The organism is Pelagicoccus enzymogenes (assembly GCF_014803405.1).
GTDB lineage: Bacteria > Verrucomicrobiota > Verrucomicrobiia > Opitutales > Opitutaceae > Pelagicoccus > Pelagicoccus enzymogenes.
Genome location: NZ_JACYFG010000055.1, coordinates 97,113 through 123,822, shown reverse-complemented (window position 1 = coordinate 123,822; position 26,710 = coordinate 97,113). Strand labels below are relative to the sequence as shown.

Here is a 26,710-nt window from a genome sequence, read left to right as displayed (position 1 = left end):
ATGGGCAAGCTGGCGGACATCATCACCCGCTTCGAACCCCCTCTCAAAAGGAAACGGGCGCTCAGCGCCCAGCAGTGCAAGGTCTTCGGCAGCGTCAAGGCCTGCCGCACAAGCCGCCTGGGAGCCAGCGTCCAGACGGTCTGCGCATGCGGCAACGAGATCGTCGCCTACAACAGCTGCCGGGACAGGCACTGCCCCCAATGCCAAGGCAGGGCCACCCGCAAGTGGGTCGCCGCCCAGAGCGAACGCTTGCTCCCCACCAGGTACCACCACTGCGTATTCACGTTGCCCGACACGCTCGACGAGCTGGTCCGCTACAACGAAGCCGCCATATACGACCTTCTCTTCGCGGCGAGCTCGGGCACGCTCAAAAGCTTCTTCGCCTCCGACCGCCGCTTCGGCGGTGTCGAACATCACCCAAAACGTACCAGCTAACATCACTTCAAAACGTACCACTTTGAGCGCCGGTTTGGCATGGATCGATCCATGTCAAACCAGCTCAAAATGGATAAGATCGAAGCGATAAGGAATCTGGCGGCCCAAGGATGGTCGCAACGGCGCATTGCCCGCGAACTTGGAGCCCACCGCAGCGCGGTGCGGCGCGCCTTGGAGGGCAGGCAAACTACGAGCGGCGATTCAAAACGCGCCACGGTGATGACCGGGAATCCGGCGCCGACGCAGAGCATGTGCGACCCGTTTCGCGAGAGCATCGAGGCGAAGCTCGATCTTGGCCTCGACGCCAAGCGCATCCATCGCGACCTGCAGTCCGAGCATGCCTTCGTGGGCTCCTACAACTCCGTCCAGCGTTTCGTCAAGTCGCTCAAGGAAGCCGCCCCGAAACGCATCTGGCGTATGGAGGTGGAGCCCGGCGAGGAAGCCCAGATCGATTACGGCACTATGACGATCATCGAAGGCGAGGACGGCCGACTGAAAAGGGCCCAGCTGCTTCGCGTAACCCTCTCCCATTCCCGCAAAAGCTACAGCGAGGCCATGCCCAGCCAGGACTGCGAGAGCTTCATCCGAGGGTTGGAGAACGCGTTCCGCCACTTCGGCGGGGTTCCCCTTCGGCTTTGCCCCGACAACCTCAAGGCAGCCGTAGTGAAGGCGGACTGGCACGACCCGGAGGTCAACCCCAAGCTGCTTTCCTTCGCCCGCCACTACGGCGTCTCCATCATGCCCACGCGGCCCTACACGCCCCAGCACAAGGGCAAGGTGGAGAACGGGATCGGATACCTCAAGCGGGAGCTCAAGGGGCGTCGCTTCGGCAGCGCCGCCGAGCTCAACGAGCATCTGCGCTCATGGGAATGCAATGTCGCCGACAAGCGGATACACGGCACCACCCGCCGGCAGGTGATCGAGCACTTCCTCGCCGAGGAGAAGCCGGCCCTAAAGCCGCTACCCGAAGGGCTTTTCCCCTGCTACAGGGAAAGCCGGCGCAAGGTCGGCCGCGACGGCTACTTCATCGTGGAGAAGGCCTACTACGACGTGCCCGAACAGTACATCGGACGCCATATGTGGGTACGCTGGGACGCTCGAACGGTCCGCATCCTCGACTCGAAGCTGGAGAGCGTGCGCGTCCACGCCCGCTTGGCCCAGGGCCAGTTCACCCAGGTCCTCGGCGCCGACGGACGCCGCGGAAGCTTCGAGGAAAGCTGCGGCTACTACCGTTCCCGCTGCTCTCGCATGGGGCCAAGCGTGGCGGCGTGGGCCGACGGGGTCCTCGCCAACCGCGGGGAGATGGCCGTGCGGATCATGCAGGGCCTTCTGTCCTTGAACGGCAAATACAGCAAGAGCCAGATCGACGCCGCCTGCGCCAAGGCGACGCTGCACGGGCACTACCGCCTCGGCGAGCTGAAGAACTGGCTGGTCGCTCCGGCTCGACAGGAAAGCTTCAGCTTCCTCGAGAGCCACGAGATCATCCGTTCTCCGGCCGGCTACGACAGCCATATCGGCGGCGCCTCCCTGTTCGATCCCGGCAACTAGCGGCAAGAGGCCCTCGGGCGCTGCCCGAACCCGCTGCTTCCCGCCCAGCGGGACCGCAGGGGCTAGGGGTCCAAAGAAAACGAGTTTTATCCGTAACCAAATAGAAGATACATGAACGAGAACATCAGAAAGAACCTAAGCAAGCTGCGCCTCTCCGGCTTGGCTTCCACGCTGGAGCTGCGGCTGCAGGAGGCCCGAGGCAACGGGCTCGACCACGTCGAGTTCCTCGAGCTTGCCCTGCAGGACGAGATCGACATCCGCGAGCAAAGAGCGCTGGAGCGACGGCTCAAGGCCGCCGCCTTCCGCGAAAGCCGAAGCCTCGACGGCTTCGACTTCTCCTTCAACTCCAGCATCGACCGCAAGCAGGTCTACGCCCTGGCGACGGGACGCTTCGTGGAGGAACCGCGCGACGTATTGCTCATCGGCCCTCCCGGAGTGGGAAAAAGCCATCTTGCCCAAGCCATCGGCGCCGAGGTCGCCAAAAGGGGCAAAAGCGTGCTCTACCGCTCGATCTTCGACGTCGTCGCCGAGCTGATGGACGACGACCTGGCCGAACGCCACCACAAGATAATGACCCGCTATCTCAAGTGCGACCTGCTGATCATCGACGACATGGGCATCAAGCAGCTGCCCCCCAAGTCGGGGGAGTATCTCTTCGAGATCGTCATGCGTCGCTATGAGGTGAAGGCGACGATGATGACCTCCAACCGCCCCTTGGAGGAATGGGGCAAGCTTATCGGCGACGTTCCCGCCGCCACGGCGATCCTCGATCGCTTCCTCCACCACGCCAACGTCATCAAGATCGCTGGAAGAAGCTATCGGCTACGAAATCAGGCTTGCCCCGAACAACCCGTAAACCCATGAAAAAACCACGCTCAGGTGGTACGTTTTGAGGTGATGACGGGTGGTACGTTTTCAAATGATGTTCGACACTGGCCCGCCTCGTGGCGCTTGTCCCCGTCAACGGACGATGTCCAGGCTTCATCCAAGTGCCCCTCGACCTCGCCAACAACTAGGTATGGATGCGACTGCCTTCGCTATGTCGCGGTAGAGTCCAGCGCATCGCGGGTATGACCGCAAGGCGGTCATACCCAAGCGTGAGAGCTATGCTGAAGATTTGCTCGAATTTTCCGCGGTCTTGGAAGCGGCCAGTTTTCGCAACGAGTGTATGTTGATAGGGATTGTAAGCTGTTCTGGAGCGTGTTCTAGCTTCCTTCTGATGTCCTCGGGAAGGCGTTTCAGTTGGAGCAGTTGAGACACGCGAGTCCGACAAATTCCCTCCTCCTTTGCGATGTCGGATTGTGTCACGGAAGGTTCCTGTCTCATTCGTTCAGCCCATCGGTCGGCGCATCTGATCGCTTTTAGGAGGGCTAGGTGCTTTTTGCTTCTAGGAATGGTAAGTAGCTGACCCGTAGTGGCTAAGAAGGATTTCGAGCAGTCTGTGGGTACGTGGATGATTGCGCTGAAAAAGTTCGAATTTCCAATTCTTTGGGACGCCAGCTCCGCAGGGTTTGGCGACGCGGAAAGGGTGAGAACCGGGAAGAGAGGTTCGACGTAGCGAGCCTGCGAGCGGAGATGGGCAACACGAAGTGTTGGGACGAAGTCCTGAGCGTTAGCGAACCAATCCTTTACGGGACGCCAAATCCTCAGGGGTAGGTGGAGTGGATAGATGGGTTACCGAGCTACGAAGGGGATGGAATAGCGACCGACGGCCGCCAAGCCTTCGCTGCCTGACTTCGTGACTGCGCTGAAGCAGCTTGGCTTTCTATCGGCGATCAACGCAAGAAGCTGTCTTTGTATCTAGATTGTGGTTACACATCTGGTTTCGTATCAACTGATACTAGTATCGCATCCCTTGGCCTTCACTGTTCAATTCTGCGTTCATTCGTTGTCTCGCGGTGGACGCCCAAAGCCTGGAACTTCTTGTGGGGTTTTCTCAGGGAAAAGACATCGCGAAGCTCGTGGCAATCCGGGAAAAGAACGGAGGTTTTATGATGCCTGCTGGCACTTTCCCCCAATTGGGGGATTGAGGATCTGGGCGTATTGGGTTAAAATTAGCCTCGTCTACCAGAAGGTTGCTGAGGCCGTCCATACAGCGTCCTCAAGCGAATCTTCTTTTTCTTACTCCAAGATGCCGTGAGAGCCCCTCCATCTCGCGGTCGACCTCAAGCCCCATCGCTGTAGGTCGTCCCTTCGCGTTTCCCTAGGTGTTCTCGAGGCTTACCCCCTGTAAAGCTAACCCTACCAACGAGATCTAGCTGATCTCCTTTGCAACCAAGCTATGAATAGATACCCTAACCTCATTGCGCCTGTCCATCAGGCGCCCTGGTCGAAGCTGTTTTCGATCTCTTGTATCGCGACGATTTCCGCGATTCCGCTCACCGCCCAAAACGCCGACGAGGCGGACGAAGATGTCTTCGAGCTCTCTCCCTTCGAGGTGACTGGCGAAGATAACCAAGGCTACCGCGCCACATCCTCTCTCGCCGGCTCCCGTCTTAAAACGCAGCTAAAGGACGTGGCCTCCGCGATCTCGGTCGTGACTGAGGAATTCCTCGACGATACGGCTTCGACAGACCTCAAGGATATCCTAGTGTATACGACCAATTCAGAGGTCGCGGGCATCGGAGGCAACTTCTACGGGACTAACGCCGACGACGGTGGCTACCGCAACGAAATGCTGGTGAACCCGCAGCGCGGCACGCGCTTGCGTGGCCTCAACCAGGCGGACATCACCCGCAATTACTTCACCTCGAACATCCCGACCAACTCCTATAACATTTCCCGCGTGGACATCCAGCGCGGCTCCAACTCGATCCTCTACGGGCTTGGGAGCCCGGCCGGCATTATCAACGGCTCCCTCAAGGATCCTTACATGAGCGAGTCCGGCGGCGCCTTGGAGGTCGGGTTCGACAGCTACGGCTCCCATCGCGAGGTGGTGGACGTGAGCAAGCCCTTGATCGAGGACGTTCTGGCGGTGCGCTTCATCGCTATGAACGACGAGTCCAAGTTCCGCCAGGACCACACCTTCAACGACGACCGCCGCTACTACGGCGCCTTGCGCTGGCAGCCCAAGATGGGCGACGGCGTGTTCACCCAGTTCGACGTCCGGGGCGAGTTCGGTGAAATCGACGCGAACCGTCCTGTCTCCACCACCGCGGCGGACTTCGCCTCCAACTGGTGGCGCGCGGAGCAGCTCTTCATGCACGAGCCGCTGCGGGCTAACGGTGCTCCCCAGGAGCCGACGGGCGACCCCGAGAACCCGTTCACCACCCGCGACGACCTCAGGACCTTCTTCACAGGGGCACCCTCTGGCTCTTGGTGGAACGGCCAGCCGGCTACGATCTTCCAGGACCCCAACTCCAGCGTCGTGGGCAACGGCCAGCTTGACGCCTATCGTCAGCGTGACGGTAGTCCATGGGGCGGCCTGAGCGGCCTCGGAGGCAGGAATTGGGCGAACGACAAGGACCAGGTTTCCTACTATTCGGGCAACTCGTACGTTTCCTCGCTGATCTCCAACTTCGAGAGCTCTACGGGCCAGTCGTTCACCGGTTTCGGTTCCCTTTGGCCGACCCAGATGATACTTGACGGCCCGTTGGCTATGATCGACCAGTCGATCCAGGGCCCCAACAAGAGCGAGTACAACGACTTCGACTCCCTCGAGCTTTCCTTCTCGCAGACCTACCTCGACGGCGATCTCGGTATCAACGTGGGCTACTACGACGAGAGCTACCGGTACGGTCGCATGAACTTCATCGACACCAACGCGGTGACGATCGACGTGAACGCCAACCTTCGGGCTGGATACTCGAATCCCGACGCTGGCCGTCCGGTGGTCTATGGAGGCAACAGCGCGAGCGACGCCGAGGATTCGGTCGAGTCCCTCCGCGCCACCGCGTTCTACAAGTTCGACCCGGGCGAGGCGACCGGCAACGACCTGCTCGGCAAGCTCTTCGGCGAGCAGACTTTCACTGCTGTCTTCTCTGACGAGGAGAAGACCAACTCTGGCGCGAACTACAATCCGTTCGTTTGGGACGCGGAGACCTACAACGACCGCTACAACAACAGCCTAACCTACGGTGGGACCTGGAGCGCCCGCTACTTGGGCGACGACCTGAGCGGCTACTCTAGCTTCGGCTCGGTGCCCGCATCCGCTATCCAGGGACTCAACGTCGTGCAGGAGCCGGGCAGCAGCAACAACGTGTTGACCTTCGACTACGCTGATTCGCGGACCTGGGTGACGGGAACGTCCAACATCTTGGACTACCGGGGCGACAAGGCTCCGCTCTACAACTGGGCTTGGGAAGGCTACGACACGACCGAGTCGCTTGCCTTCGTCTGGCAGGGCCGCTTGCTCAACGACGCCATCATCCCGCTGTTCGGCTGGCGCGAGGACGAGTACAAGCGCTGGGACAAGGCGGCTCCGCCTCGTGACGAGACCTATAACTACTATCTGCCGTTCGATCCGGAATGGACCTACGAAGGCGTAGACCCGATCGTAGCGAAGGCTTCCCGCACCAGCTGGGGCGTGGTGGTCCACGCGAACCAGCTGCTCGACCTCTTCGGAGCCGAGTTGCCGGGCGACACCGAGTTCAGCGTCTTCTACAACGACTCCAGCAGCTTCCGTCCGGCGGACGTGGGCATCGACAACTACGGCAACGACTTGGCATCCCCTTCCGGAACGACCGAGGACTACGGATTCCGCCTCGCTCTCTTCAAGAACAAGCTCGAGCTTCGCACCACCTGGTACGAAACGACGCAGCGCAACACCACCCTCAGCGACCCGAGTGGCATGGTCTTCTGGGCCAAGGGGGGCATCGTGCGCCACGTCGACGGCCTAGCCATGGAAACCTGGGGCTCCTCGGTCAACGCGGGCCGCCTCCACCAGCCCGTTCCCGAGTGGCTGGTCAACGACTGGTTCCTCGGCGAGGGCGCCTACGACGCAAGCGTGATGAACCAGCCGATCCCGGCGGACTGGCGCGACCAGATCTCTACCTTGGTCAACCAGCCGCTTCGTATCCGCCAGGGCGCGGTGCCAGGCTCGGACAACTACATTGCCCAAGGCGATATCAACCCGGAGACCGACCAGCCGTACCTCGGCCCTCTGTTGACGCCGGAAGAGGTCGAATATCGCCAAGCTTGGTTCGACGCCCGCACGGACGCGGAATGGTTCCGTCCCCTCGACCCTGAGTGGGTCGCCTCCAAGGACTTCCAGAAGATTACCAACGACTACTACCTCTGGGAGCAGAGCCCTCCGGGCGGCCAGAAGCTGACCAACGACCTGGTGTCCAAGGGCATCGAGTTCGAGATTACCGCCAACCCGACTGATCGCTGGCGCATGAGCTTCAACGCCTCTAAGAACGAGGCGACCCGCACCAACATCCTTCCGGACTGGCCACGTTTCATCGAGTCGATGGCCCCCATTTGGTTCGACGGCTTCAACAGCACCCAGGAAGAGGTTGACGGCTTGAACTACTGGACTATCGACGGCTACGCCGACGTTCGCCACTGGTACGGAGAGCAAGGCTACTCGGGCTACGGCGAGACTACTGGCGGTCGCATGATGAACCAGGTCTACAGCAGCTACCATAATCTGATGGCCGGCGAGGGCCAGGGCGTGAACGAGCTGCGCAAGTGGCGCTTCAACTTCGTCACCAACTACCAGTTCGCCGACGACGGCCCGATGAAAGGCTTCAACGTTGGCGGCGCGGTGCGCTGGCAAGACAAGTCGGCCATCGGCTACTACCCCGAGTTCAACGAGGACGCGAACATCTGGGTGACTGACGTGGACCGCCCGATCTACGGTCCTTCCGAGGAGAACTACGACGCCTGGGTCGGTTATCAGCGTAAGCTAAACGACAAGGTGGACTATCGCGTGCAGCTCAATGTGCGTAATCTCTTCGCCGACGACGACATGATCCCGATCCTCGCCAACCCGGACGGATCGATCGCCCAAGTCCGTATCCCAGCCAAGACTACGTGGACGCTTTCCAACACCTTCAGCTTCTAGCTGAAAGCAAGTGCGAGCAGCTTATGGGCCTCCCTGAAAAGGGAGGCCTTTTTGTGCCTCCTGAAGAACAGCTCCTGCACTACGGACCGGGTGTTGCCGAGCGAAGCGACACGTTCACCGGTCCCTCCAGAACATGCAAAATGGAGGGACGACCTCCGTGTAGTCCGCATTGCAGAAACAATATTCACAGCAGCTCGGATGACCCTTTTGTGTCTGGAAATTGAATACAATTAATTGCAGAAAAAGGTGGCGCGGCTTCCGCTGCTGATCGGCTTACTCGTCCAGGTGGACGATGCCGTGGCGGATGTCGGCAATGGCGGCTTCAGTGCGGTCGCGTACCTTCAGCTTTTGGAAGAGCGTCTTCAGGTGGGACTTCACCGTTTCGTCGGAAATGGAGAGGCTCACCGCGATCTCCTTGTTGCTGCGTCCTTTCACCAGAGCTGCCAGAACTTCGCGTTCCCGTTCTGTGATTTGCTCGCGTTCGGAGTGTTCGGCGAGGCGTTTGGCTACGGGGGGAGGCAGGGAGCTTCCGCCTTCGAATACGGAGCGCACGATTTCCGCTATGTCTTCGATGGGCATGTCTTTCAAGATGTAGGAAGCCGCTCCCGATTGCAGGGCGCGATGAATATCCTCGTCCCAGTCGTAGGTGGAGATGACGATGACCTTGGTTTCGGGGTGGAGTTTTCTGATGGCCATGATCGCCTCGGCGCCGCCCATGCCGGGCAGTCCGAAGCTCTTTTTTGATTCGGGAGAAAGCGATTCGATGTCGAAACCGATTCCGTCGTCGCTCACCAGCAGCTCGAGTCTTCTGTTCTGGTAGGAGATGCGGACATTTATGGTTTTTGGGTTGGCGTGCTTGCAGGCGTTGGTGAGGGCCTCTTGTCCGATGCGCAGCAAGTTATTTTCGACGACGGGTGGGAGACGTCTCCGTTTTCCCACTACGTCGACATCTATTTCGATATCGGTGACGCCGGTCAGTTGCTTGGCGATCCGTTCGAGCGCCCGGCTCAAGTCGTATTTCTCGAGGACTTGGGAGCACATGTTCCAAATGGAGTCGCGAGCGTCGGCCAGGGCGGTGCGAGCCAACTTGTGGGCGGTTTGAATGTGTTTCTGGGTAGTTTCTCCCAAGTTGTGCGAGTCGGTTCTGACCATTTCCAGCTGGACGGAGATGGCGCCGATGTTTTGTACTCTTGGAGCTCGACGGCGATTTCAGCGTTCCCGTCGGCCAGCTTCATGAGAGTGTAGAGGTGGGGTTTTCGATCGTCATCGCGTTGGTGGCCGAGGTGCAGAGCAATCGTTGATAAGGTGAGGGACAGGCGAGGCATCGGACTGGGGGAACCTGGACAAGGACTGAGCCTAGAGACCGAGCGCTTGTTGAAGGTTCTCGTAAGCGGGGTCGCCGTCTAGGTCGGTGCGTTGGCGGAGGATTTCCAAGTGGTCGCCGCGGTCGGCCATGTCGAAGAGCTTGCCGCGGGCGTTGCGGAAGGGGCGGTGCAGCACCATCATCAGCTCGCCTTCGAAGGTATGGAAAAGCATGCCGTGTCCGGAGTCGCGTTTGACGAGAGGCGGAAGTTGTTTCCAGGGGCCTGTCAAGGTGCCGGATTCGGAACGGGCGATGGTCTGCACGTAGGAATCGCTTTCGTAGCTGGACCAGAGCATGAGGAGATCTCCGGTCTTGCTGCGGAAGAATTGCGGCCCGTCGGTGCAATAGTGTAGTCCTGCGTCGGATACATTTATGGAGGCGTTGAGCCAAGGGGCATCGGAGGCTTTGAAGAGATGAATGGGGTCGCTGATCGCGGTTGAGAGGTCGGGTGAGAGTTTGACGGCTTCGATGGTGCCGTCGATGCGCTGCAACCATTCGTGGGCGTAGACCATCCAAGGCTGCTCGTCTGCGTCGACGTACAGCGTGCCGTCGAGGGTCATAAGCTCTCTGGGCACGACGGGGCCATTCTTGTTGAGCATCTCGAAGGGACCGTCAGGAGAATCGGATACGGCGGTGATGGTTCCGCGCACGTAGGTGTCGCGCCAGGCTTCGGGTGGGCGCTTGAGAAAGGCGTCGCTGTCGTGCAGGGTGACGAAGAGGTAGAACTTGCCTTGGTACTCGTGCACTTCGGGCGCCCAGTTGCCTTCTTGGGCGAAGCTGTCCTCGGGCACGGTGAAGACGACTTTAGGCTGATTCCAGTGCTTCAGGTCCTTGGAGGTGTAGGCCATGGTGCCGAGGGCTTTGACGCCGGTGAGACGTGAAACGTTTCGGGTGTAGAGGTAGTAGGTCTGGGTCGGCTCGTGGGCCACGATGTAGGGATCGTGCAGCGGCATGTCCGGCATGAGAAGGCTTGGCTCGCTGGCTTGGGTGGTGGGAGCGAACGCTAGGCAGCTTGCTGCAAATGCGATTTGTATCCGATTTTTCATGGCGTTGGCGGTCGTGGGGTTGGCTAGTGTGGGGGCATGAGAGCACTTTTCAGTTGGATTGACGCGAATCATCGCGTGACAAGCACGCTCCTACAAAGGTCATGTTTAAGATGAATGTGTCAGTAGGCGAGCCATTCTATGAGCGAGGGAGGATTCTCTGCTGCCGCATCGACAAATTGGATACGTAGGAATTTGCAGGTGACGGGTTCTATGAGGGTGATCGGGGAACCGGAAATTGGGGACTGGCGGTAGTCGGCCACGGTCTCCCAGCTTGTGCCGTCGAGGGAACTCTCCATAATGAACCGCTGTTCCTTCCAGCCGAAGGTGGGGCGAAGCTCTTGATGGCTTACTTGCGAAATTGAGTCGAATTCCAATTGGATTGTGGGCTCGCTGTCGTCGCTAGCGGCTTGCCAGCGGGTGGCGTAGTTGTTGTCCAGGACGTGGTTGGGTGCTGTGCGCTCGTCACGGAAGCTGGAAGCGGTGGCGCTGGCGGGAATGGAAGTATTGTTCCCGAGTCGGTTTGCGACGAGTTCGGGGCCGCGATGGGTCGGAGTGACAGTCTCGATGAGGCCGTCTGGAGTGAAGTTAAGCTCGTCCACGCAGATCTGGCGGTGCACGGGCTCGAAGGGGATGTTGTGGCGGTGGTAGAGGATGTAGTGTTGTCCGTCTTTTTCGAATACGGTGTGGTGGCCGGGGGAGGAGACGTTGCGGGAGTGGTCGGTGACGAGGATGGGGCTGTTGCTGGCTTCTTCGAAGGGGCCGAGGGGCGAGTCGCCGATGGCGTAGTGAACTTGGTAGGTGTCGATGGTTGTCTTGCCGTCTGAATACATGAGGTAGTACTTGCCGTTTTGTTTCACCATGACGGGGGCTTCGAAGTAGTGGGGAGGAGTGACGTTTTTCACTTCGCCGTCGAAGCTGGCCATGTCGGGAGCGAGCTTGGCGGCGAAGCAGGCGCCGTTGACCCAATTCCAGCCGGAGCCCCAGTAGAGGTAGGCGGAGCCGTCGTCGTCGATGAAGGCCTGGGCGTCGATCATGTGGAACTCGCGGTCGAAGTCGGCGGAGATCATGGGCCGGTCTCCGAGCGGGTTTTCCCAGGGGCCGAGCGGGTGTTCGGCGACGCCCACCCAGACCTCGCTTCCCACGGATACGTGCATGTAGAATTTGCCGTCGGTGCCTTGCACGACGGAGGGGGCCCAGACCATGGCTCCCATGGAGGTGGGGCCGGTACAGGCGGTTTTGGTGGGCCAGTTGAGCAGGTTGAGCTTCCAGTTCTTGAAGTCGCTGGATTCCCAGCAGGAGAGCTGCTCGCCACCCCAGGGATCGATGGTGGCGTAAATGTAGTGATTGCCTTGATACGAGACGATAGCAGGGTCGGCGTAGTAGCCGGGGAGGATTGGGTTGCCGCTGTGCGGTTGCTCGCCAGGAATGGAGGCGAAGGCGCTGGAAGTGGCGAGGGCGGCGGCGAGAGCGAGAGTTCGGAGGTGGCGAATAGTGATTTTCATGGGGAAAGGGGGGCGTTATCTGGGGAGGTCGCGTAGTTGGACAGGGCGACCGAGGCGTCGGCTGATGCGGGCGCAGAGATTGAGGAAGAGCAGGCCGGTGGTGTAGGCGTCGCCGAGGGCGGTATGGCGCTCGAGGATGGGCATTTTGAGATGGGTGCAGAGCTCTTCGAGGGTGGGGGGGCGTTGGTTGACGTATCCGGTGCGCTTGAAGGCGGTGAGCTCTTGCATGGCGAGGTGGGCGGTATCCACGACGCGGTTTTTTATGGAAATGCGGAAGTGGCGTTTGCTGGCTTCGTTGAGGACGGCCGTGTCGAATCCGATGTGGTGGCCGACGATGATGGCGTCTTGCAATTCAGAGAGGAATTCGAGCATGACCTCTTTTTCGGGCCTGCCGTTGTTGGTATCGGAAGGCAGGATACCGTGCACCTTTACGGCTTCGTTGAGGATGGGCTTTTCTTGGTAGACGGTCCAGCTGCGGGCGCTTTCGACGAGGATTTGCTGGGCTTGGACGCGTATGATGCCAAGGGTGAGGAGCCGGTCGACGCCGATCTTGAAGCCGGTGGTTTCGGCGTCGAGCAGCACGATGGGGAGTTCGCGGATCTCCTTCGCTTCGCGCCGTTGGCTCGGTTTGCTGGCGAGGTAAGCGGCGACGGTGGGTTCCTTGGGCTGGGAGAAGGGCCAGATCACTGCATGCGCGGGTCGAGGTGGAAGGTGCGACGCACGGCTTGTTGGATCATGCGCACGATGTCGAAGATGTTGGAGAGCTGGGCGCGCTCGAGCTTGCTGAGCTTGGAGGGGGTGATGTAGCGGCCGGAGTCGCGGCGATCGAGACCGGTGAGGTTGCGCAGCTGGAGCAGGTAGTCGTAGGCACCGTAGGCGTGCTGGGCGATTTCCCGCAGCTCGGGCACGGCTTCGGCGAGCTCCTCGAAACGTCCGCCGGTGGAGTGGCGGCTGGCGAGATTGTATTGCAAAGCGAATACGCGAGCGGCGTCGCGCAGCGGGGAGAGAGCTTTGGCCTTGATGTCGAATTCTCCGACGTTGCTGCCTTTTTTCTCCACCACGAACTTGCCGAAGAAGTTGAGCGGGGGCGGCGTGGCGACGGCGATTTCGGCGAGGCGGCGCAGCATGAAAGGGCTCTGGGCGGCGGTGGCGAAGAGGGATTTGCGGAGGCTTTGGCAGAGGGTCCGGTCGCCTTCCACGAAGCGCAGGTCGAGCAGGATGCTGGCCCGCAGGATTTGGTTTCCGTCTTCGGGGTTGAGGGCCGCGAGCTCTTGGGTCCACTCTGTTTCGGTGCGGCACCATTGTGGGTTGGAGCTCATGACGCCGCCTTGGCAGCGGGCGAACCCGCAGGCGACGAACTTGTCGATGACGCTTTGGTTGAAGGCGAGCAGAGCCTGGCGGTTTTCCTCGTCTTGGGCGGGGTCGCCGCTGGATGCAAAGACCATGGCGTTGTCCATGTCGGTACGCAGGATTTGCTCGCGTCGCCCGTCGCTGCCGATGCTTATCCAGGCCCAAGGGATTTCGGGCAGCTTCTTGCCTTGGTCGGCGAACTCCTCGAGGGAAAGGGCGATGAGGCGCTCGATGAGCACGTCGTTGAGCTCAGCGAAGATTTGGCCGACGAGGATGCCGGATATCTTGGCTTGCAGGTAGCTTTTGCCGACGAGCTCGATCTCGTCGCAGATCTCGCGGAGCCGCGTGACGGTGCGGGCGCGGCGGATTTGGTTGAGGAAGAAGGCGGGGTGGCGGCTGGTTTGGGCGATGAGGTCCTTGTAGGTGCAGACGTCGAGGGCCTTGGAGTCAGCGGTGCCGTCTTCGGTGACGCAGAGCAGGCCGATGCGTTGGCGGAGCATCAGCAGGATGGCGGCGGCGGTGCTGGAGTCGGGCGCGACGGTTTGCACGGGGCCGGACATGAGGCTTTTGACCGGCGAGGAAGGGGAGCCGCCGGCGACGACCATTTCCTTGAGCAGGTCGATGCTTTTGACCACGCCGAGGGGGTGGCGCTGCTCGTCCACCACGAGGATGGAAGGGACTCGTTTGGCGACCATCATGGCGGTGGCGACTTCCAGGGACTCGTCGGGCAGGCAGGTGAGCAGGCGGTCGAGGGGGCGCGGCTTGACCAGCTGGGCTCCCTCGAAGTAGGACTCGAGAATTGTACGTTTTCCGTGGATACGGGCTTCCTCCGGGACGCTGACCTTGCCGCCGACGCGGGTGGCCCAGAAAAGGTGGCGTCGCACGTAATTTCGGGCGGCGTCGTTGAACTCGATGAGTTGGAGGAAGGTTTCGGCTTCGAGGGCGTAGAGCAGGCAGTCCTCGGCCACGTTTGCGGAGACGCGAACGGGAGACTTTTCGAGGATGGCGGTGAGGCCGATGAGGTCGCCCACGTCCCGGACGTCGACCAGCTCGCTTTTGGCCTCGTTGTTCCAGTAGTATTCGATGCGGCCGTTTTCGAGGAAGTAGACGTCTGGCGGTGGCGGGGAGCCTTGTTCGAACAGGGTGTCGCCTGAGACGAGGGCTTGCACGCGGGCTTTACGGGCGAGTTCTTGAACTTCCTCGGGGGCGAGCAGGGAGAAGGGCGGGTATTTGGCGAGCGAATCGGCGATTCGGTCTGGAATGACGTTAGGGGCGGACACGGCGTTATTGGAGCGGTGTCGGGGGCGTTCCGCAACACGTTATTGCGGGACGCTTTTCTCCTCTGTGAATGGATGGGCAAATCGGTTTTGCGGAGGTGAGGGGCTCTACTCCCCAGTTTGTATCGGGATTTCGATGACGGAGCGCGGGGTTCGATCGGCGGTGAAGTGGACGGCGACGGTGCCGTGGTCGGCGGTGGCTCGCACGTAGGCGACGAGGGTGCCGTTTTGGGCGACGGCGACGTTGTCGTGGAAATTTTCGGAAGCGTCGCGGGAGGCGTTTTCCAGTCCGACGAGCTCGCCGGGGCCTTCGACCTCGCAGGTGACTTCGAGTTGGGAAGCGTCGAGCGGCTGACCGTCTTGGTCGAGGACCTCGAGAGTGATGACTGCGATGTCGTACTTTTCGTCCAGCGTTGGTTTTTGGATACTGGCTCGCAGGTCGGCGGCTTGACGGGCGGGGGCGAGGGAATCGGTGGCGTGTTGCTGTTGGCCGCGGTAGGTGATCACTTCGAGTTTGCCCGGCTTGTAGGGGATGTCCCAGTGGATGATGGCGGTTTCGGCATCATAGGGTTTGAGCTTGCCCAGTTTTTTGCCGTCGAGGTAGAGCTGGGCGGAGTCGCCGTTGGTGTAGCAGACGACGCGTACCGTTTGGCCAGGTTCGTAGTTCCAACTGCGTCCGGCGTCTATGGAGACGTATTTGGATTTTGGATCGCGTGGTTGGTAGGTTCCCAGGTAGGCGACGGGTTCGTCGGACCAGAGGGCGCGGCGGAAGTGTCCGCGGGCTTTGATCTTATTGGAGATGTCGACCATGCCGGTGGTGAAGCCGCGGGAGGGCCAGGCTCCGGATTCGCCGAGGTAGTCGAAGCCGGTCCAGATGAATTGGCCGAATATGAAGTCGTTGTCTGTGACGGCTTTCCAGGCGGCGAGATCGTGACGGGTTTCGCTGCCGTAGAGGATGCGCTCAGGGTAGGCGGCGTGGTCTTGGGCGTAGCGGTTTTCGGTGTAGTTGTATCCCACTACATCGATGTTGCTGGGGTATTCCGTTTCGTTTGACATGACGGCTCCGGCGAGGGCGGCGGTGACGGGGCGGGAGGTGTCGTGCTTGCGAACGACGGCGGCGAGGCGTGCGGAGAGCTCGCTGAGCCGGTCAGCGTGGGGTTGGTTCTTTTGGTAGCCGGCGACGTGTTGTTGGCCGATGCCTTCCTTGTCGAGGATGGGGTGGCTGTAGGGATCGTTGGGATAGTCGACTTCGTTGCCGATGCTCCACATGATGATGGACGGGTGGTTGCGGTCGCGCAGGACCATGGCTTCGAGGTCGCGCTCGCCCCATTCGTGGAAGAAGTCGGCGGCGCCCTGGAATCCGGGTTCGCCCTTGTTCCAGCCTTTGATCCATTTCTTCTTGGGCGTTTCCCATTCGTCGAAGGCTTCGTCCATAACGAGGAATCCCATCTCGTCGCAAAGGTCGTAGAGGTCGGTGGCTTGCGGGTTGTGGCTCATGCGGATGCCGTTGACGCCGATTTCCTTGAGCGTTTGCAGGCGTTCGCGCCAGACTTGCTTGGGTACGGCGGCTCCGAGCACCCCGGCGTCGTGGTGGAGGCAGACGCCTTTGATTTTCATGTTCTCGCCGTTGAGGGCGAAACCGTGGTTGGGGTCGAAAGCGATAGTGCGGATTCCCACGTTTGTAGCGCTTTGGTCGATACGTTTTCCGTTTGTCTTGAGCTCGGATTCGAGCCGGTAGAGGTGAGGCGACCGGATTCCCCAGAGCTGGGCATGGGGGACGGCGACCTCGGTGCGGATGCTGGTTCGCTCGGCGGCATCGATGGAAAGCGGGAGGGTTTTGGTGGCGACGACGTGGCCTTCGGGAGCGTAGAGGGTGTGCTCGATGGTGAGATTTTCTGGGGTCCGCTTTTGGTGGTTCTGTACGGCGGTCTCGATGGATAGGATGGCGTGACCTTGTTCGTCGACGGTGGCCTGGTAGTGGGTGCCCCATTGGGCGAAGTGTATTTGGTTTGCGGTGACGTGGTGGACGGGGCGGTAGATGCCGGAGCCGGTGTACCAGCGGGAGTCGGCGGACAGGCTGTGGTCGACGCGTACGCTGACTTGGTTGCTGCCGTCGGGGTCGAGGTGGGGCGTGATGTCGTAGAGGAATGAGACGTAGCCGTTGGGGCGTTCGCCGACGAGGTCGCCGTTGACGAATACTTGGCTGCGATTGTAGACGCCTTCAAAGTAGAGGTAGTGGCGTTTGTCGCTGGCTGGGTCGATCTCGAGCTCGGTTTCGTACCAGCCGATGCCTCCGGGGAGGTAGCCGGTGCAACTGGCGTTGTCGGGGCTGGCTGGATACTCGACGCTCCAGTCGTGGGGAACGATGACGGGGCGCCAGGCGGGATCATTAGGCTTCAATGCCTCGGCCGTGACGTCGTCGCCGAGACGGAAGTTCCACTCCCTGATGGATTGGGAGTCGCCGAATCCTTGAGCGAAGCTGGAGGTGGCGAGGGTGAGGCAGGCGAAGGCGAGAGCGTAGTTTTTGGACGCCATTTGTCTTTGGGGGATGGGGGTTGGTGGGAAGCGACCCAGGGCCGCGATATTGGGCGAACGAATCGCGACACAAGGTCGCTTCCCACAAAGAGTTAGAAATTTCTAGTTTTGTACTGGAGAGATTTTGTAGGAGTAGGACAGGTCCTCGGGGGCGATGAGGTACTGGTCGTGCTGTCGGTAGCCCCAGCTGTTGTCGCCGCCGACCCCCATCTGGGAGTGGTCGATGTTCAGGCTGACGAGGGGACGGTGGAAGATGTCGCTAGTCTTACGTTGCGCTTTTTCCACGCCGGGATCGAAGTCGGACTCGTACTGGTGGCGGGCGTTGAAGCCGAAGGGGCGATCGATGGCTTGGACGAGGATGCCGACTCCGTCCTTGTTTGTGAGGGCGAGGCTGCGGGTGTCGGTCCGGTATCCATTTTCTTGGGGACGGCCGTAGGCGAAGAGCAGGTCTTCGACTTTGGAAGCGTAGTTTCCGAGGAAGGCGGCGGTCTTGCGGTCCGAGTAGTTTTCGAAGGGGCCGCGGCCGTACCAGGCGGCGTTGGAAAAGGCTTCGTGCAAGATGACGTTGTTTCCGAAACGGGGGAGGTCGGGGAGCTTGTCGGAAACGCCTCGCAGCTTGTTCTCGACGACGATGGATCCGTCTCCGGAAATCGTATACACGATCTCGAGGCTGGCGTCCACGGCCGCGAGTTGGTGGGTGGCGGTGACTTGTACGCTTCCGTTGCCGAGGCTCTTGTGAGCGAGCGTAGCGTTTGCGGGCGATTCGGTGGCTTGTTTCCAGACGGCGTGGGTCTTGGTCATGTGGTAGCCGAAGTCGTTGTCGGTGGGGGCTCGCCAGAAGTTTGGCTTGAGGGCTTCCTTGAGGATTTGCTTTCCGGAGTAGCTGAGGGCGGATAGGGCGCCTGTTTGCTTGTGGAAAGTCGCTTCGAAGTGGGGGCCGGAGACGATGAGCTCGCTGTTTGTTTCCTGTAGGCTTGCCTCGGAGGAGGGCTGCGGGCTGGGGCTTGCGAATTGGGGAGCGGAGAGGGCGAACTGCTCGGCGGCGAGTTCGGTTCCGACGGAGAGCAGGGGCTTTTTGACGCTGAGGCTGGCGGAGAGGTTGAGCAGGTATTCGGCGTCGCTGGCGTCGAAAGCGGGTGTATCCAGCTTTATGCGGCGGGATTCGCCGGGGGCGATGTCGAGGACGGGGAGGCTGCGCCGGGCGATGGGTTCGCCGTTTTCGAGTAGGGTCCAGCTGACTTGGAAGTCGGAGAGGGAGGTGAAGTCGTAGCCGTTGGAGATTTCTACGGTTTGGGTTTTAGGATCGTAGTCGCGGAACTTGATGAACTGGTAGACCTTTTTAACTTCGTAGAGGGCGGGGTGGGCGCTGCGGTCGGCGTTGATGAGGCCGTTGAGGCAGAAGTTCTGGTCGTGCTGCAGGTGGGCTCCGCCGAGGTGGCCGCCGTAGGCCCAGTACTCGTTTCCGTTTTCGTCGTGGGCGAGCAGGCCTTGGTCGACCCAGTCCCAGATGAAGCCGCCCTGCATGATGTCGTAGGACTCGATGACGTCCCAGTAGTCTTGCAAGTTGCCGACGCTGTTGCCCATGGCGTGGGAGTACTCGCACTGGATGAGCGGGCGTTCGGGCGTTTCTTCGGCGTACTTGATCATGTCGTGGAGACGCCAATACATGGGTACCTGCAGATCGCTGTTGGAGTAGTGGGTGGCTCCTTCGTATTGCACGGGGCGGGTGTCTTGCACTTCTTTCAGCCAGTCGTAGGCGGCGAATTGGTTTTGTCCGTTGCCTGCTTCGTTGCCGAGGGACCAGATGATGATGGAGGGGTGGTTCTTGGAGCGCTCGTACATGCGGTAGGTGCGGTCCATAAAGGCGCCTTTCCACTCGGGTAGGTAGGCGGGGTGGACGGATTCGTCGAACTTGCCTTGGTTGGTGGTGCCCATGCCGTGGACTTCGATGTTGGCTTCGTCGACGACGTAGAAGCCGAGGCGGTCGCAGAGGGTGTAGAAGGAATCTTCCTTGGGGTAGTGGCTGCAGCGGATGGCGTTGATGTTGTTTTCCTTCATCAGCTGCAGGTCCTTGAGCGTCATTTTCTCGTCCATGACGTGACCGTTGACGGGGTGGTGGTCGTGCAGGTTGACGCCTTTGAGATAGACGGCCTTGCCGTTGACGAGGAGCTGGGCGTTCTTGATCTCGATGCGGCGGAAACCGACGTCGAGCTGGGTGACTTCGGGGTCGCCGTTTTCTGGAGTGACGCTAACGGTGAGGGTGTAGAGCTCGGGCGTTTCGGCGGTCCATTTGCGGACGTTGGGAACGGTCTTCTCGAAGGTGAGGGTTTCGCTTCCTTTGGCCGCGACCTTTACGGTTTTGCGGAAGGTGGCGACGGCTTTTTCGCCGTCCTTGAGGGTGGCGGAGAGGGTGAGCTTTTGGGGTTTGCCGCTGCTGTTGGTGAGTTCGAAGGCGGTTGAGAAGAGGCCGCGCTGGTAGGCGTCGTCGAGGTTGGCGGTGACGCTGAGGTCCTTGAGGGTGGCGGGGTTGGTGGCGTAGAGCCAGACGTCGCGCTCGATGCCGCTGAGGCGCCAGAAGTCTTGGTCCTCGATGTAGCTGGCGTCGGACCAGCGGTAGACTTCGAGGGCGAGGGTGTTGGAGCCTTCCTTGAGGTACTCGTTCACCTTGAACTCTGCCTCGGTCTTGCTGCCTTCGCTGTAGCCGACTTGCTGGCCATTGATCCAGAGGTAGAAGGCGGAGCGCACGGCGCCGAAGCTGAGGAAAATGTCTTTGCCGTCCCAATCGGCGGGTACGGTGAACTCGCGGCGGTAGCTGCCTACGGGGTTGTCGGAGGCGTCGATGAAAGGCGGGTTCTTGGGGAAGGGATAGACGAGGTTGGTGTAGATGGGGATGCCGTGGCCTTCGAGTTCCCAGTTGCTGGGGACGGGGATGGTGTCCCAGCTGGAGACGTCGTAGGCGGGGGCTTCGAAACCGATGGGCCGGTCCGCGGGCTTGGGAGACCAGTGGAAGTTCCACTCGCCGTTGAGGGAGCGGTAGTAGGGCGAGTCTGCTCGCTCCTGGCTGGCGTCGCTGCTGGCGAAGCGGGTGAAGTTGGCTTGCGGAGCCTCGCGGTTGATCTGGAAGACCTCCGGGGAGCTGAGTTCGCTGAGGTCGTTTGCGGAGAGGCAAAAGCAAGAAGCGAGGGCTGCGGAGACGGTGAAAAGTGTTTTGGTGGCGTTGGCCATTTTTCGAGGGGTTGCAGGGCTGATGTGGTTAGAAGACGGGGTGGTTTCCGAGGCTCGCCTCCTCTCCCTGCGCTGCGCCTCGTCGAGGAGGCGGGCGGGCAAGGGGAGTCGTTCCACTTGTCGTCGGAAACCCGTGGTCTGGGGAGGATACAAGGTGCGTGGAAAAGCGTCCATCCCCCGAATAGGGGAAAGTCTTTTGGGGGAGCGCTTGTTGTGGAGCTTGAAGGTGTCGTGGCCGGGGATCGCGACCAAGGTCGCTCCTACGGGGAGCTGGTGCCCCAGTGGGACTCTACTCGCTCGAGCTCTGCGGCGCTGAGGGGGATGACGGAGCCGTGGCGGAAGTGGAAGGGGAACTGGAAGCCTTCGGCGGGCTCGAACTGGCCGGAGTTGAGATCGGAGGTGACGTAGGGCTGGTAGCCGGTGCCTTGGGAATAGCGATCGATGATGAGGCACCATTGGCCGGGTTCGCCATCGCTGGGGGCGTCGAGCCGGTAAGCCTCCGGACCTTCGTAGCCTTGCAGGTGGGCGAGTGAAAAATCGGATACGTCGCTCCAGGGCCCGGAGAGGCGGGGGGCGGTTTCCATGGTGATGCTCTTGTACTTCTCGTCCTTGGTGAAGCGGTAGTAGTTTTCGCCGTCGTTGACGATGGTGGTGTCGATGACGGTGGTGGGCTTTTCGATGAAGACGAAGGGCTCGCCGAAGGTTTTGAAGTCGTCGGTGCGGGCGGCCCAGATGCGGTGCTTGGCGAAGTCGTCGCGGGCGGTGGTGGAGGCCCAGAAAACCATGTAGGTTTCGTTTTCTTCGTCGTAGATGGCCTCGGGGGCCCAGGTGCAGCCGGCGTCCTCGGGGGCGACGGCGATGAGGCGGGGTTCGGACCAATTGACGAGGTCGGTCGACTCGAAGACGACCACGTTGTGGCTGCCGGCGGTGACGGCCCGGCCCCAGTCGGGGTTGAGGTTGATGTTCAGGTCGGTGGCGACCATGTAGAACTTTTCTCCGTCGTGGGAGCGCAGCAGGTAGGGGTCGCGCAGGCCTTTTTCCCCTTGCTCGCTGACGAGCACCGGCTCGCCTCCGTTGAGGGCTTTCCAGCTGCGGCCGTCATGGCTGGTGGCGAAGTAGATTTGCTCGGTGAGCGGCGTTTGCTCGCCCTTGAAGGTGGCGAAGAGGTAGCCGGCGGGCTTGGCGGCGAGCGGGGAGGCGCTAAGCAGGAGGGCTGCGGCGAGACTGGAAAGGCGGAGAAGGCGCGGAGCGAAGGTTGCGAGCGTCATGGGCGATGGAGAATGTTTGGGGTGGGCGTTGGAGCGGAGCGCGTTGGATGTGCGTTTACCCAATTCACGAATTGGCGGGGAAGAGGGCAAGCGGATCTGTATCCCTCGATTGGGGGAAGCGGGGTGTAGCGCGCTACTCTTTGGGGTGGGAGCGGATTTCAAGTTCCCCGCCGCGAAGGATGCCGTAGCTTCCGTTTTTCGTATCGAGGTCCCAACTACGGCCCTTTTGGTTCGGTTCGGGGATGAGGGTGTGACCCACTATTTGCGGCCATGGCAGCGCGTCCTCGAATTCCTTGAACCAGTCCTGCCAGACGATGCCGCCGTGCGCGTCGGTTCCGCCGCGGGCAGCTCCGACGGCGGCGAGGGCTTGCGGTTTGTCGGAAGGAAGGCGGAGAACCTGCGGCTTGAGTGCGTCGTAGAGCGCTTGCAGGCCCGCGGAGTCGGGCGATGCCAAGTGGCGCGGATGGAGGCCGGCGTGGGAGAGGATCCAGCCTTGGGCGAAAGCGAAAGGCTCGAGTTTGCGCAGGAATTGCGGCGCGAGGTGGCCTTGGATGCTTTCGGAGAGGTAGGGTTTGTAGGCTCCGTTGAAATAGGGGTTCCAATCGCTGGCGTCGGGGCGGCGCTGGTGGTGCAGGTCGTAGAGGTAGGGCAGGTCGTGGTTGCCGACGAGGAAGGTGAAGGGGGCGTCGTAGCGTTTTTCGAGTTGGGAGAGGTAGAGGCAGGTCTGGGCGACGTCTGCTGCCGCTTCGACCTTGGTATCGAAGTAGTCGCCGAGCACCACGATGCGATCCGCGGCGGGGGCTTCTTTTTGCAAGACGGCTTCCGCCCAATCGATGTTTTGGTGGATGTCGGGGAGGACGAGGCAGTGCTGGGAGGAGTCGTTCATTTATCTGCGGTGGGAAGCAAACGGTACGCTTGCTGAGGCTGCAAAGGGAAATGGTCGCGAGAGCGAATTTGTTCTCGAACGCCTGCCTGTGGCAGACCTGATCGCGTGGCGTGGGAGCTGGTTCCGTTTATCGCTTGACTCCAGCCGTCGCTCTTCGAGCTATGGCGGACTTGCGAAGCACGCTCCCACACGCGGTTTTCGGTTGTCACCCCAGCGCCCACTTCAGGGCGTTGGGGAGAGAGGTGGCCCAGGCTTCGGCGGAATGTCCGCCGGAGAAGGTGTCGTAGCGTACCTCGTATCCGTTTTTCAACAACATGTCGCGGAAGCGTTCGACGCCTTCCACCTGGGAGATGGTTTGCACGACGTCTTCTTTGTGCCAGACATACTCCTGCGTTTCCTTGTCGCCTACGTCTAGGAAGAAGGCGGGCGGATGGTTCAGGGATTGGCCGTCGAATTCCCGAATGAGCCAACAATCGTTGGACCAGTAGGAACCGGATTGGGAAATGACTTTTGTGAAAAGGCCGTCGTGGGTGAGGGCGACGAAGGAGGCGGCGAGTCCGGTGTAGCTGAGTCCGGCGATGACGCGTTCCTTGGCCTGGACTGTTTTGGGATAGCGTTCGTGGATCGAAGGTATCAACTCTTTGGTTACGAAGGCGGCGAAGGGAGGGTAGCAGGGGCACTCGATCCAGCGGACGTCCATACTGACGCTAGAGACGTAGACGACCAAGGTTTGGGCGAGCGTGCCGGATTCGAAGAGGTCCTCGATGATCTGCGGAGCTTGCACGCGATTGCGGTAGAGCTCGGCGTCGAGGACGATGAGGAGATCGAGGTCCGTTTGGAGGGAGGCGGGTTCGCGTATCCAGATTCGTCGCTCGTTATCGAGAATCTCGCTGCGCAGGGTGTACTCGGTTTCGGGCATGGATAGGTTTATGAGTCGGAAGTTATCGCGACCGCGGTCGCTCCTGCAGGGCCTTGTTATCTACGGTTTGGCCGGAGTGGGCTTCCTTGATCTTCACCAGGTTGATCAGAAGAACGGACGCGACCCAAAGCAAATAGGGAGGCATTGTGATGTAGAAGAGCGTCTCGCCCTCGGGGCCTTGCTGAGGGAGGATTCCCGCGAGTCCGGCGAGGATCATGGTGGCTATTCTCAGGCCTTTGTGCAGCTCGATCCCGGGTAGGACGGTGAAGTTGAGAAAGAAAAGCGACAGCATAGCCAAACCATACAAGAGCTCGGGAAATCCGGATAGCAGGAGTGCGACGCTGCTCAGCGCGCAGTGGGTGGCGATCTGGATGCCCCAAAGTGAGAGGTCGAAGCTAGGGGCCACGAAGGAAAGGGCGTAGAGCCAGTAGCCTACTTTTAGTTTTGTATCCATTTATTGGGGGAGGGGGTGGATGAGCTCGCTTGTCTAGATGGGAATGCTGGGGTCGAGGAGGCGGGCGTTTTCGAGGAAGAGGATGCGTTGGGCGACGGTGGGATGGGTGCTGTTTTTGCTTTCGCGTACGTTGTCGGTAGCGATGTTGAAGAGTTGGTGCTGGGGGCTGGCGTCGAGGGTGCGTACGAGACGCTCGTATTCGGCCTGGTTGAGGCGGCCGTCGGGGATGACGAAGTCGAAGCGTTTCCAGTCGAGCAGCTTGAAGTCCCGGTCGAGCAGGAGCCGGTCGATGGCCTTTTGGATGAGCTGTTCCTCCTTGGCTTGTTGCTGAGCGTCGAGGGGCTTGCGGATTTGTTGGGACTGGGGACTGGCGAGGATGTTGCTGACGAGGCGTTGGATGTCTTTTTGGCCGATGGCTTTGGCGGGCAGTTCGTTTTCGCAGCGAAAGAGCAGCTCGTCGAGCTGATCGATGGAGAGTGTATTGTCGTTGCGGATACGTTGAAGCAGGGCTTTGTAGAGCTGGGCTTGGATTTCGGCGGTTTTGCAGACGCCGAAGAGGCCGTTTGCGATGTTGAGGACTCCGTAGCGGCGGGCGGCGGAAAGGTCGCAGAGGTGTTCGTGGTCGCGGGAGGTGCGGCCTAGCCAGGTGTTGACGGAGAAGTTGAAGAGCAGGGAGAAGGCGAGCCAGATGAGGAAGGCTTGCCAGAGGGAGATGGAGCCGGCGTCGAGGCTGAGGTAAATGGGGAAGAGGGCGTTGAAGCCCATGAGAGCGAAGTGAACGCGGCTGAGTGGGCGGATGTATTCGTAGAAATGGGCGAGCTCGTGGGCGAGGATCGCTTTGATTTCGCCGGGCTTGAGGATTTGGAAAAGGTGCTGGGAGATGTAGACGGCGTTGAGCGGTTTGACGAAATTGAAGAGCAGGCTGTTGAGCACGAAGGCGCCGTCGTATTTCTGGAAGGTGATGTAGGTGCGGGGTTGTTCTTTGCCGCGATGCGGGGCGAGCAGTTCACGCATCATGAGGTAGATTTCGCCCGCTTGGTAGCGACCGATCTTTTGGGTGGAGCCAAATTCGACGAGGCGGGCCTTGGGGAGCTTGAAGAGTCCGTGGGCGAAGCTGAGGTGGATGGCGTAGGAAAGCCCGAATAGTATACAGGAAACGAATACGGAGTAGAGCGAGCTTTCTCTGACGATGAGGTAGGCGAGGACGGCGTTGGCTGCGAGGCAAAGGGCGATCAGAGCGAAGTCGATGCGGGCGTACTTGCGGGAGCGGGCTTGGAGCTGGGCGGGATCTTTCTGCATGGGGTGGCTAAAAACCTATGGATGGGGAAGCTGAGGTGGAAAGCCAAAAGATTTGGCTGATACCGAGGCTTGCTCGCGGCTTTAAGTTTGGCCAGTTTGCCGCTATGCCTGACTGGTTTTACAGGACTGTAGGTCGCCCCCTCTTGTTTGCTCTGCCGGATTCTATTTCGAGGAAGTTGGCATTGGGCACGATCGGGATCTTGGGGCGGAGCAAAGCGGGTTGCGGCGTGATCGATTTTTTGGGGCACATGTCTCCGCCTCCGGGGTTGGCTTTTGAGAGGCGGGGAATCGTTTTCTCTTCCCCGATGGGGATCGGTTGGCGAGTGGATCCGTTTTGCCAGGTTTCGAATATCGTGACTGCCTGTTAGGTGGCGGATCAAAGAGAAACGACCTTGCTAATGGGGCCGCTGGCTGAAGCGCAGTGCTAGGTCTTACGGAAGACCCGACCTTAACGTTTAATCTCGCGGTACTTCGAGATGCGGTCGGGGCGGTCGAGGTTGGCGGCGGTGTCGCGGGCGGCTTGGGTTTCAGCGCCTGGTTTTTGTAGGAAGCCGAGGTCGTCGAGCCAGTGCAGGTAGCGGTCTTGCCATTTGCCGAAGGCGACTCCGTCGCGGCTGCTGAGGCCGGCGGTGGCGGGGGCTTGGCTGGCTTGGGAGCGGTCGCCGGGGTGCACACCGCGGGCGTAGATGTGTAGTTCGCAATTGGGTACGCCGTCTTCGAGCAGGGCGGTGAAGTGCTCGGTGGCCCAGATGGCGTGAATCCAATCGCCCCAGCCGGGCGAGGCGAAAAATACAGGGGGAGCGTCGCGGGGAATGTCCGCGGACTTGCCGAAAGCGAAGGGCGAGGGACCGGGGTAGACGCTACCTATGAAGTCCGGTCGGGAGGATATAGAGGCGAGTGGATTGTCGGGCTTGTTTTCCGCCGCGTCGAAGGCTTCGTATTGCAGGCCGGCCCGGGCGGCGAGTTCGGCACCGGCGGAGAAGCCGAGAATGCCGATCTTGTTTGTATCCAAATTCCAATGCTTGGCGTGGGCGCGGACGAGCTTGATGGCCTGCTGGGCGTCGTGCACGCCGTGGGTTGTAGGTTTATAGCCGTCGGAGCGGAGGCGGTTGCGCAAGAGCACGGCGTTGATGCCGTTTTGGGTAAAGAAGGGTACGAGTAGGGAGCCTTCGCCCACGATGTTGAGATTATTGTGTCCCCCTCCGGCGGCGAGGATGACGGTGGCTCCGGTGTTGAGTGCTCCGTTGGCGGCGTGGAATTCGATGGAGGGGTTGTGGATGTTTACGATGTAGCCGAGGTGGGGAGGGCTGTAGCTGCCGTATGTCTCGGCTTCGTGGATACGGCTTGGGTCGAGGTGCGGAGAGTCGGGCGGGTAGAGTGGGATGACAATGCCGCCGGGCACAATGGGCGTAGGCTGGTAGGGCGCGTCGGTTTGGGGGCCTGGCGTGGGGATGTCGGCGGGAGGGGGCGGGGGTGGCAGCTCTAGCGTACTGGCATGGCAGAGCTGGGCGAAAATTGCCGCGACGACGGCAACCGTAAAGCGGATCTTGGGGTAGGGCATGCCTTGTCTATGCACAGCCCGGCTGCCACTGTCTA

General features: G+C 60.6%; 16 protein-coding genes and 1 pseudogene. 4 read left to right on the top strand and 13 right to left on the bottom strand.

What is annotated here, in order from left to right; translation table 11 throughout:
* From IEN85_RS22270 to IEN85_RS22255, 4 genes and pseudogenes are all read left to right on the top strand, one after another.
* A pseudogene (locus IEN85_RS22270) lies at positions 1–405 on the top strand (IS91 family transposase); the annotation flags it as partial.
* 99 nt (positions 406–504) lie between these two features.
* Positions 505–1,983 carry an IS21 family transposase gene (gene istA / locus IEN85_RS22265; RefSeq protein ID WP_191619319.1) on the top strand — a complete coding sequence of 493 codons (1,479 nt, stop codon included), beginning with the start codon at positions 505–507 and terminating at the stop codon, positions 1,981–1,983.
* 111 nt (positions 1,984–2,094) lie between these two features.
* On the top strand, positions 2,095–2,847 hold the full coding sequence (gene istB / locus IEN85_RS22260) for an IS21-like element helper ATPase IstB (protein WP_191619318.1): 753 nt from the start codon (positions 2,095–2,097) through the stop codon (positions 2,845–2,847).
* A 1,417-nt stretch (positions 2,848–4,264) separates the two neighbouring features.
* Positions 4,265–7,990, top strand: a complete 3,726-nt coding sequence (locus IEN85_RS22255; protein ID WP_191619317.1) for a TonB-dependent receptor plug domain-containing protein — start codon at positions 4,265–4,267, stop codon at positions 7,988–7,990.
* A 273-nt stretch (positions 7,991–8,263) separates the two neighbouring features.
* Here the strand turns inward: IEN85_RS22255 and IEN85_RS22250 are convergent, their stop codons facing one another.
* The 13 genes from IEN85_RS22250 to IEN85_RS22190 form a co-directional block, all read right to left on the bottom strand.
* Positions 8,264–9,142, bottom strand: coding sequence for a helix-turn-helix transcriptional regulator (locus tag IEN85_RS22250; RefSeq protein ID WP_191619316.1), 879 nt, complete (start codon positions 9,140–9,142; stop codon positions 8,264–8,266).
* A gap of 204 nt (positions 9,143–9,346) precedes the next feature.
* Positions 9,347–10,399, bottom strand: a complete 1,053-nt coding sequence (locus IEN85_RS22245) for a glycoside hydrolase family 43 protein (protein WP_191619315.1) — start codon at positions 10,397–10,399, stop codon at positions 9,347–9,349.
* Between the two features lie 119 nt (positions 10,400–10,518).
* Positions 10,519–11,901, bottom strand: coding sequence for a family 43 glycosylhydrolase (locus IEN85_RS22240; RefSeq protein ID WP_191619314.1), 1,383 nt, complete (start codon positions 11,899–11,901; stop codon positions 10,519–10,521).
* 15 nt (positions 11,902–11,916) lie between these two features.
* Positions 11,917–12,588: a 3'-5' exonuclease gene (locus IEN85_RS22235; protein ID WP_191619313.1), complete on the bottom strand. Its 672-nt coding sequence runs from the start codon at positions 12,586–12,588 to the stop codon at positions 11,917–11,919.
* Complete coding sequence (locus IEN85_RS22230; RefSeq protein ID WP_191619312.1) at positions 12,585–14,531, bottom strand: DUF294 nucleotidyltransferase-like domain-containing protein; 1,947 nt, start codon at positions 14,529–14,531, stop codon at positions 12,585–12,587. The genes IEN85_RS22235 and IEN85_RS22230 overlap by 4 nt, the downstream gene beginning before the upstream one ends.
* A 105-nt stretch (positions 14,532–14,636) precedes the next feature.
* Positions 14,637–17,063, bottom strand: a complete 2,427-nt coding sequence (locus IEN85_RS22225; RefSeq protein WP_191619311.1) for a glycoside hydrolase family 2 TIM barrel-domain containing protein — start codon at positions 17,061–17,063, stop codon at positions 14,637–14,639.
* A 102-nt stretch (positions 17,064–17,165) separates the two neighbouring features.
* Complete coding sequence (lacZ, locus tag IEN85_RS22220) at positions 17,166–20,288, bottom strand: beta-galactosidase, LacZ type (RefSeq protein WP_191619310.1); 3,123 nt, start codon at positions 20,286–20,288, stop codon at positions 17,166–17,168.
* Positions 20,289–20,548: 260 nt separating this feature from the next.
* On the bottom strand, positions 20,549–21,556 hold the full coding sequence (locus tag IEN85_RS22215; protein ID WP_224772844.1) for a glycoside hydrolase family 43 protein: 1,008 nt from the start codon (positions 21,554–21,556) through the stop codon (positions 20,549–20,551).
* Positions 21,557–21,689: 133 nt separating this feature from the next.
* The gene (locus tag IEN85_RS22210; protein WP_191619309.1) at positions 21,690–22,442 is read right to left on the bottom strand and encodes a metallophosphoesterase family protein; all 753 of its coding nucleotides are present in this window, start codon (positions 22,440–22,442) and stop codon (positions 21,690–21,692) included.
* A gap of 205 nt (positions 22,443–22,647) precedes the next feature.
* Complete coding sequence (locus tag IEN85_RS22205) at positions 22,648–23,361, bottom strand: alpha/beta hydrolase (RefSeq protein WP_191619308.1); 714 nt, start codon at positions 23,359–23,361, stop codon at positions 22,648–22,650.
* Positions 23,362–23,383: 22 nt separating this feature from the next.
* Positions 23,384–23,815 carry a hypothetical protein gene (locus IEN85_RS22200; protein WP_191619307.1) on the bottom strand — a complete coding sequence of 144 codons (432 nt, stop codon included), beginning with the start codon at positions 23,813–23,815 and terminating at the stop codon, positions 23,384–23,386.
* 33 nt (positions 23,816–23,848) lie between these two features.
* Complete coding sequence (locus IEN85_RS22195; protein WP_191619306.1) at positions 23,849–25,114, bottom strand: M48 family metalloprotease; 1,266 nt, start codon at positions 25,112–25,114, stop codon at positions 23,849–23,851.
* A 448-nt stretch (positions 25,115–25,562) separates the two neighbouring features.
* A complete protein-coding gene (locus tag IEN85_RS22190; protein WP_191619305.1) occupies positions 25,563–26,675 on the bottom strand; it encodes an alpha/beta hydrolase in 1,113 nt (370 codons plus the stop codon).
* Positions 26,676–26,710: the final 35 nt, after the last annotated feature.

Bases quoted from the DNA above. Each gene is read 5' to 3' on its own strand.
- IEN85_RS22195 (WP_191619306.1), bottom strand. From the start codon at position 25,114: ATGCAGAAAGATCCCGCCCAGCTCCAAGCCCGCTCCCGCAAGTACGCC.
- IEN85_RS22250 (WP_191619316.1), bottom strand. From the start codon at position 9,142: ATGGTCAGAACCGACTCGCACAACTTGGGAGAAACTACCCAGAAACAC.
- istB (WP_191619318.1), top strand. From the start codon at position 2,095: ATGAACGAGAACATCAGAAAGAACCTAAGCAAGCTGCGCCTCTCCGGC.
- IEN85_RS22205 (WP_191619308.1), bottom strand. From the start codon at position 23,361: ATGCCCGAAACCGAGTACACCCTGCGCAGCGAGATTCTCGATAACGAG.
- IEN85_RS22200 (WP_191619307.1), bottom strand. From the start codon at position 23,815: ATGGATACAAAACTAAAAGTAGGCTACTGGCTCTACGCCCTTTCCTTC.
- lacZ (WP_191619310.1), bottom strand. From the start codon at position 20,288: ATGGCCAACGCCACCAAAACACTTTTCACCGTCTCCGCAGCCCTCGCT.
- istA (WP_191619319.1), top strand. From the start codon at position 505: ATGGATAAGATCGAAGCGATAAGGAATCTGGCGGCCCAAGGATGGTCG.
- IEN85_RS22225 (WP_191619311.1), bottom strand. From the start codon at position 17,063: ATGGCGTCCAAAAACTACGCTCTCGCCTTCGCCTGCCTCACCCTCGCC.
- IEN85_RS22255 (WP_191619317.1), top strand. From the start codon at position 4,265: ATGAATAGATACCCTAACCTCATTGCGCCTGTCCATCAGGCGCCCTGG.
- IEN85_RS22190 (WP_191619305.1), bottom strand. From the start codon at position 26,675: ATGCCCTACCCCAAGATCCGCTTTACGGTTGCCGTCGTCGCGGCAATT.
- IEN85_RS22210 (WP_191619309.1), bottom strand. From the start codon at position 22,442: ATGAACGACTCCTCCCAGCACTGCCTCGTCCTCCCCGACATCCACCAA.
- IEN85_RS22245 (WP_191619315.1), bottom strand. From the start codon at position 10,399: ATGAAAAATCGGATACAAATCGCATTTGCAGCAAGCTGCCTAGCGTTC.
- IEN85_RS22240 (WP_191619314.1), bottom strand. From the start codon at position 11,901: ATGAAAATCACTATTCGCCACCTCCGAACTCTCGCTCTCGCCGCCGCC.
- IEN85_RS22215 (WP_224772844.1), bottom strand. From the start codon at position 21,556: ATGACGCTCGCAACCTTCGCTCCGCGCCTTCTCCGCCTTTCCAGTCTC.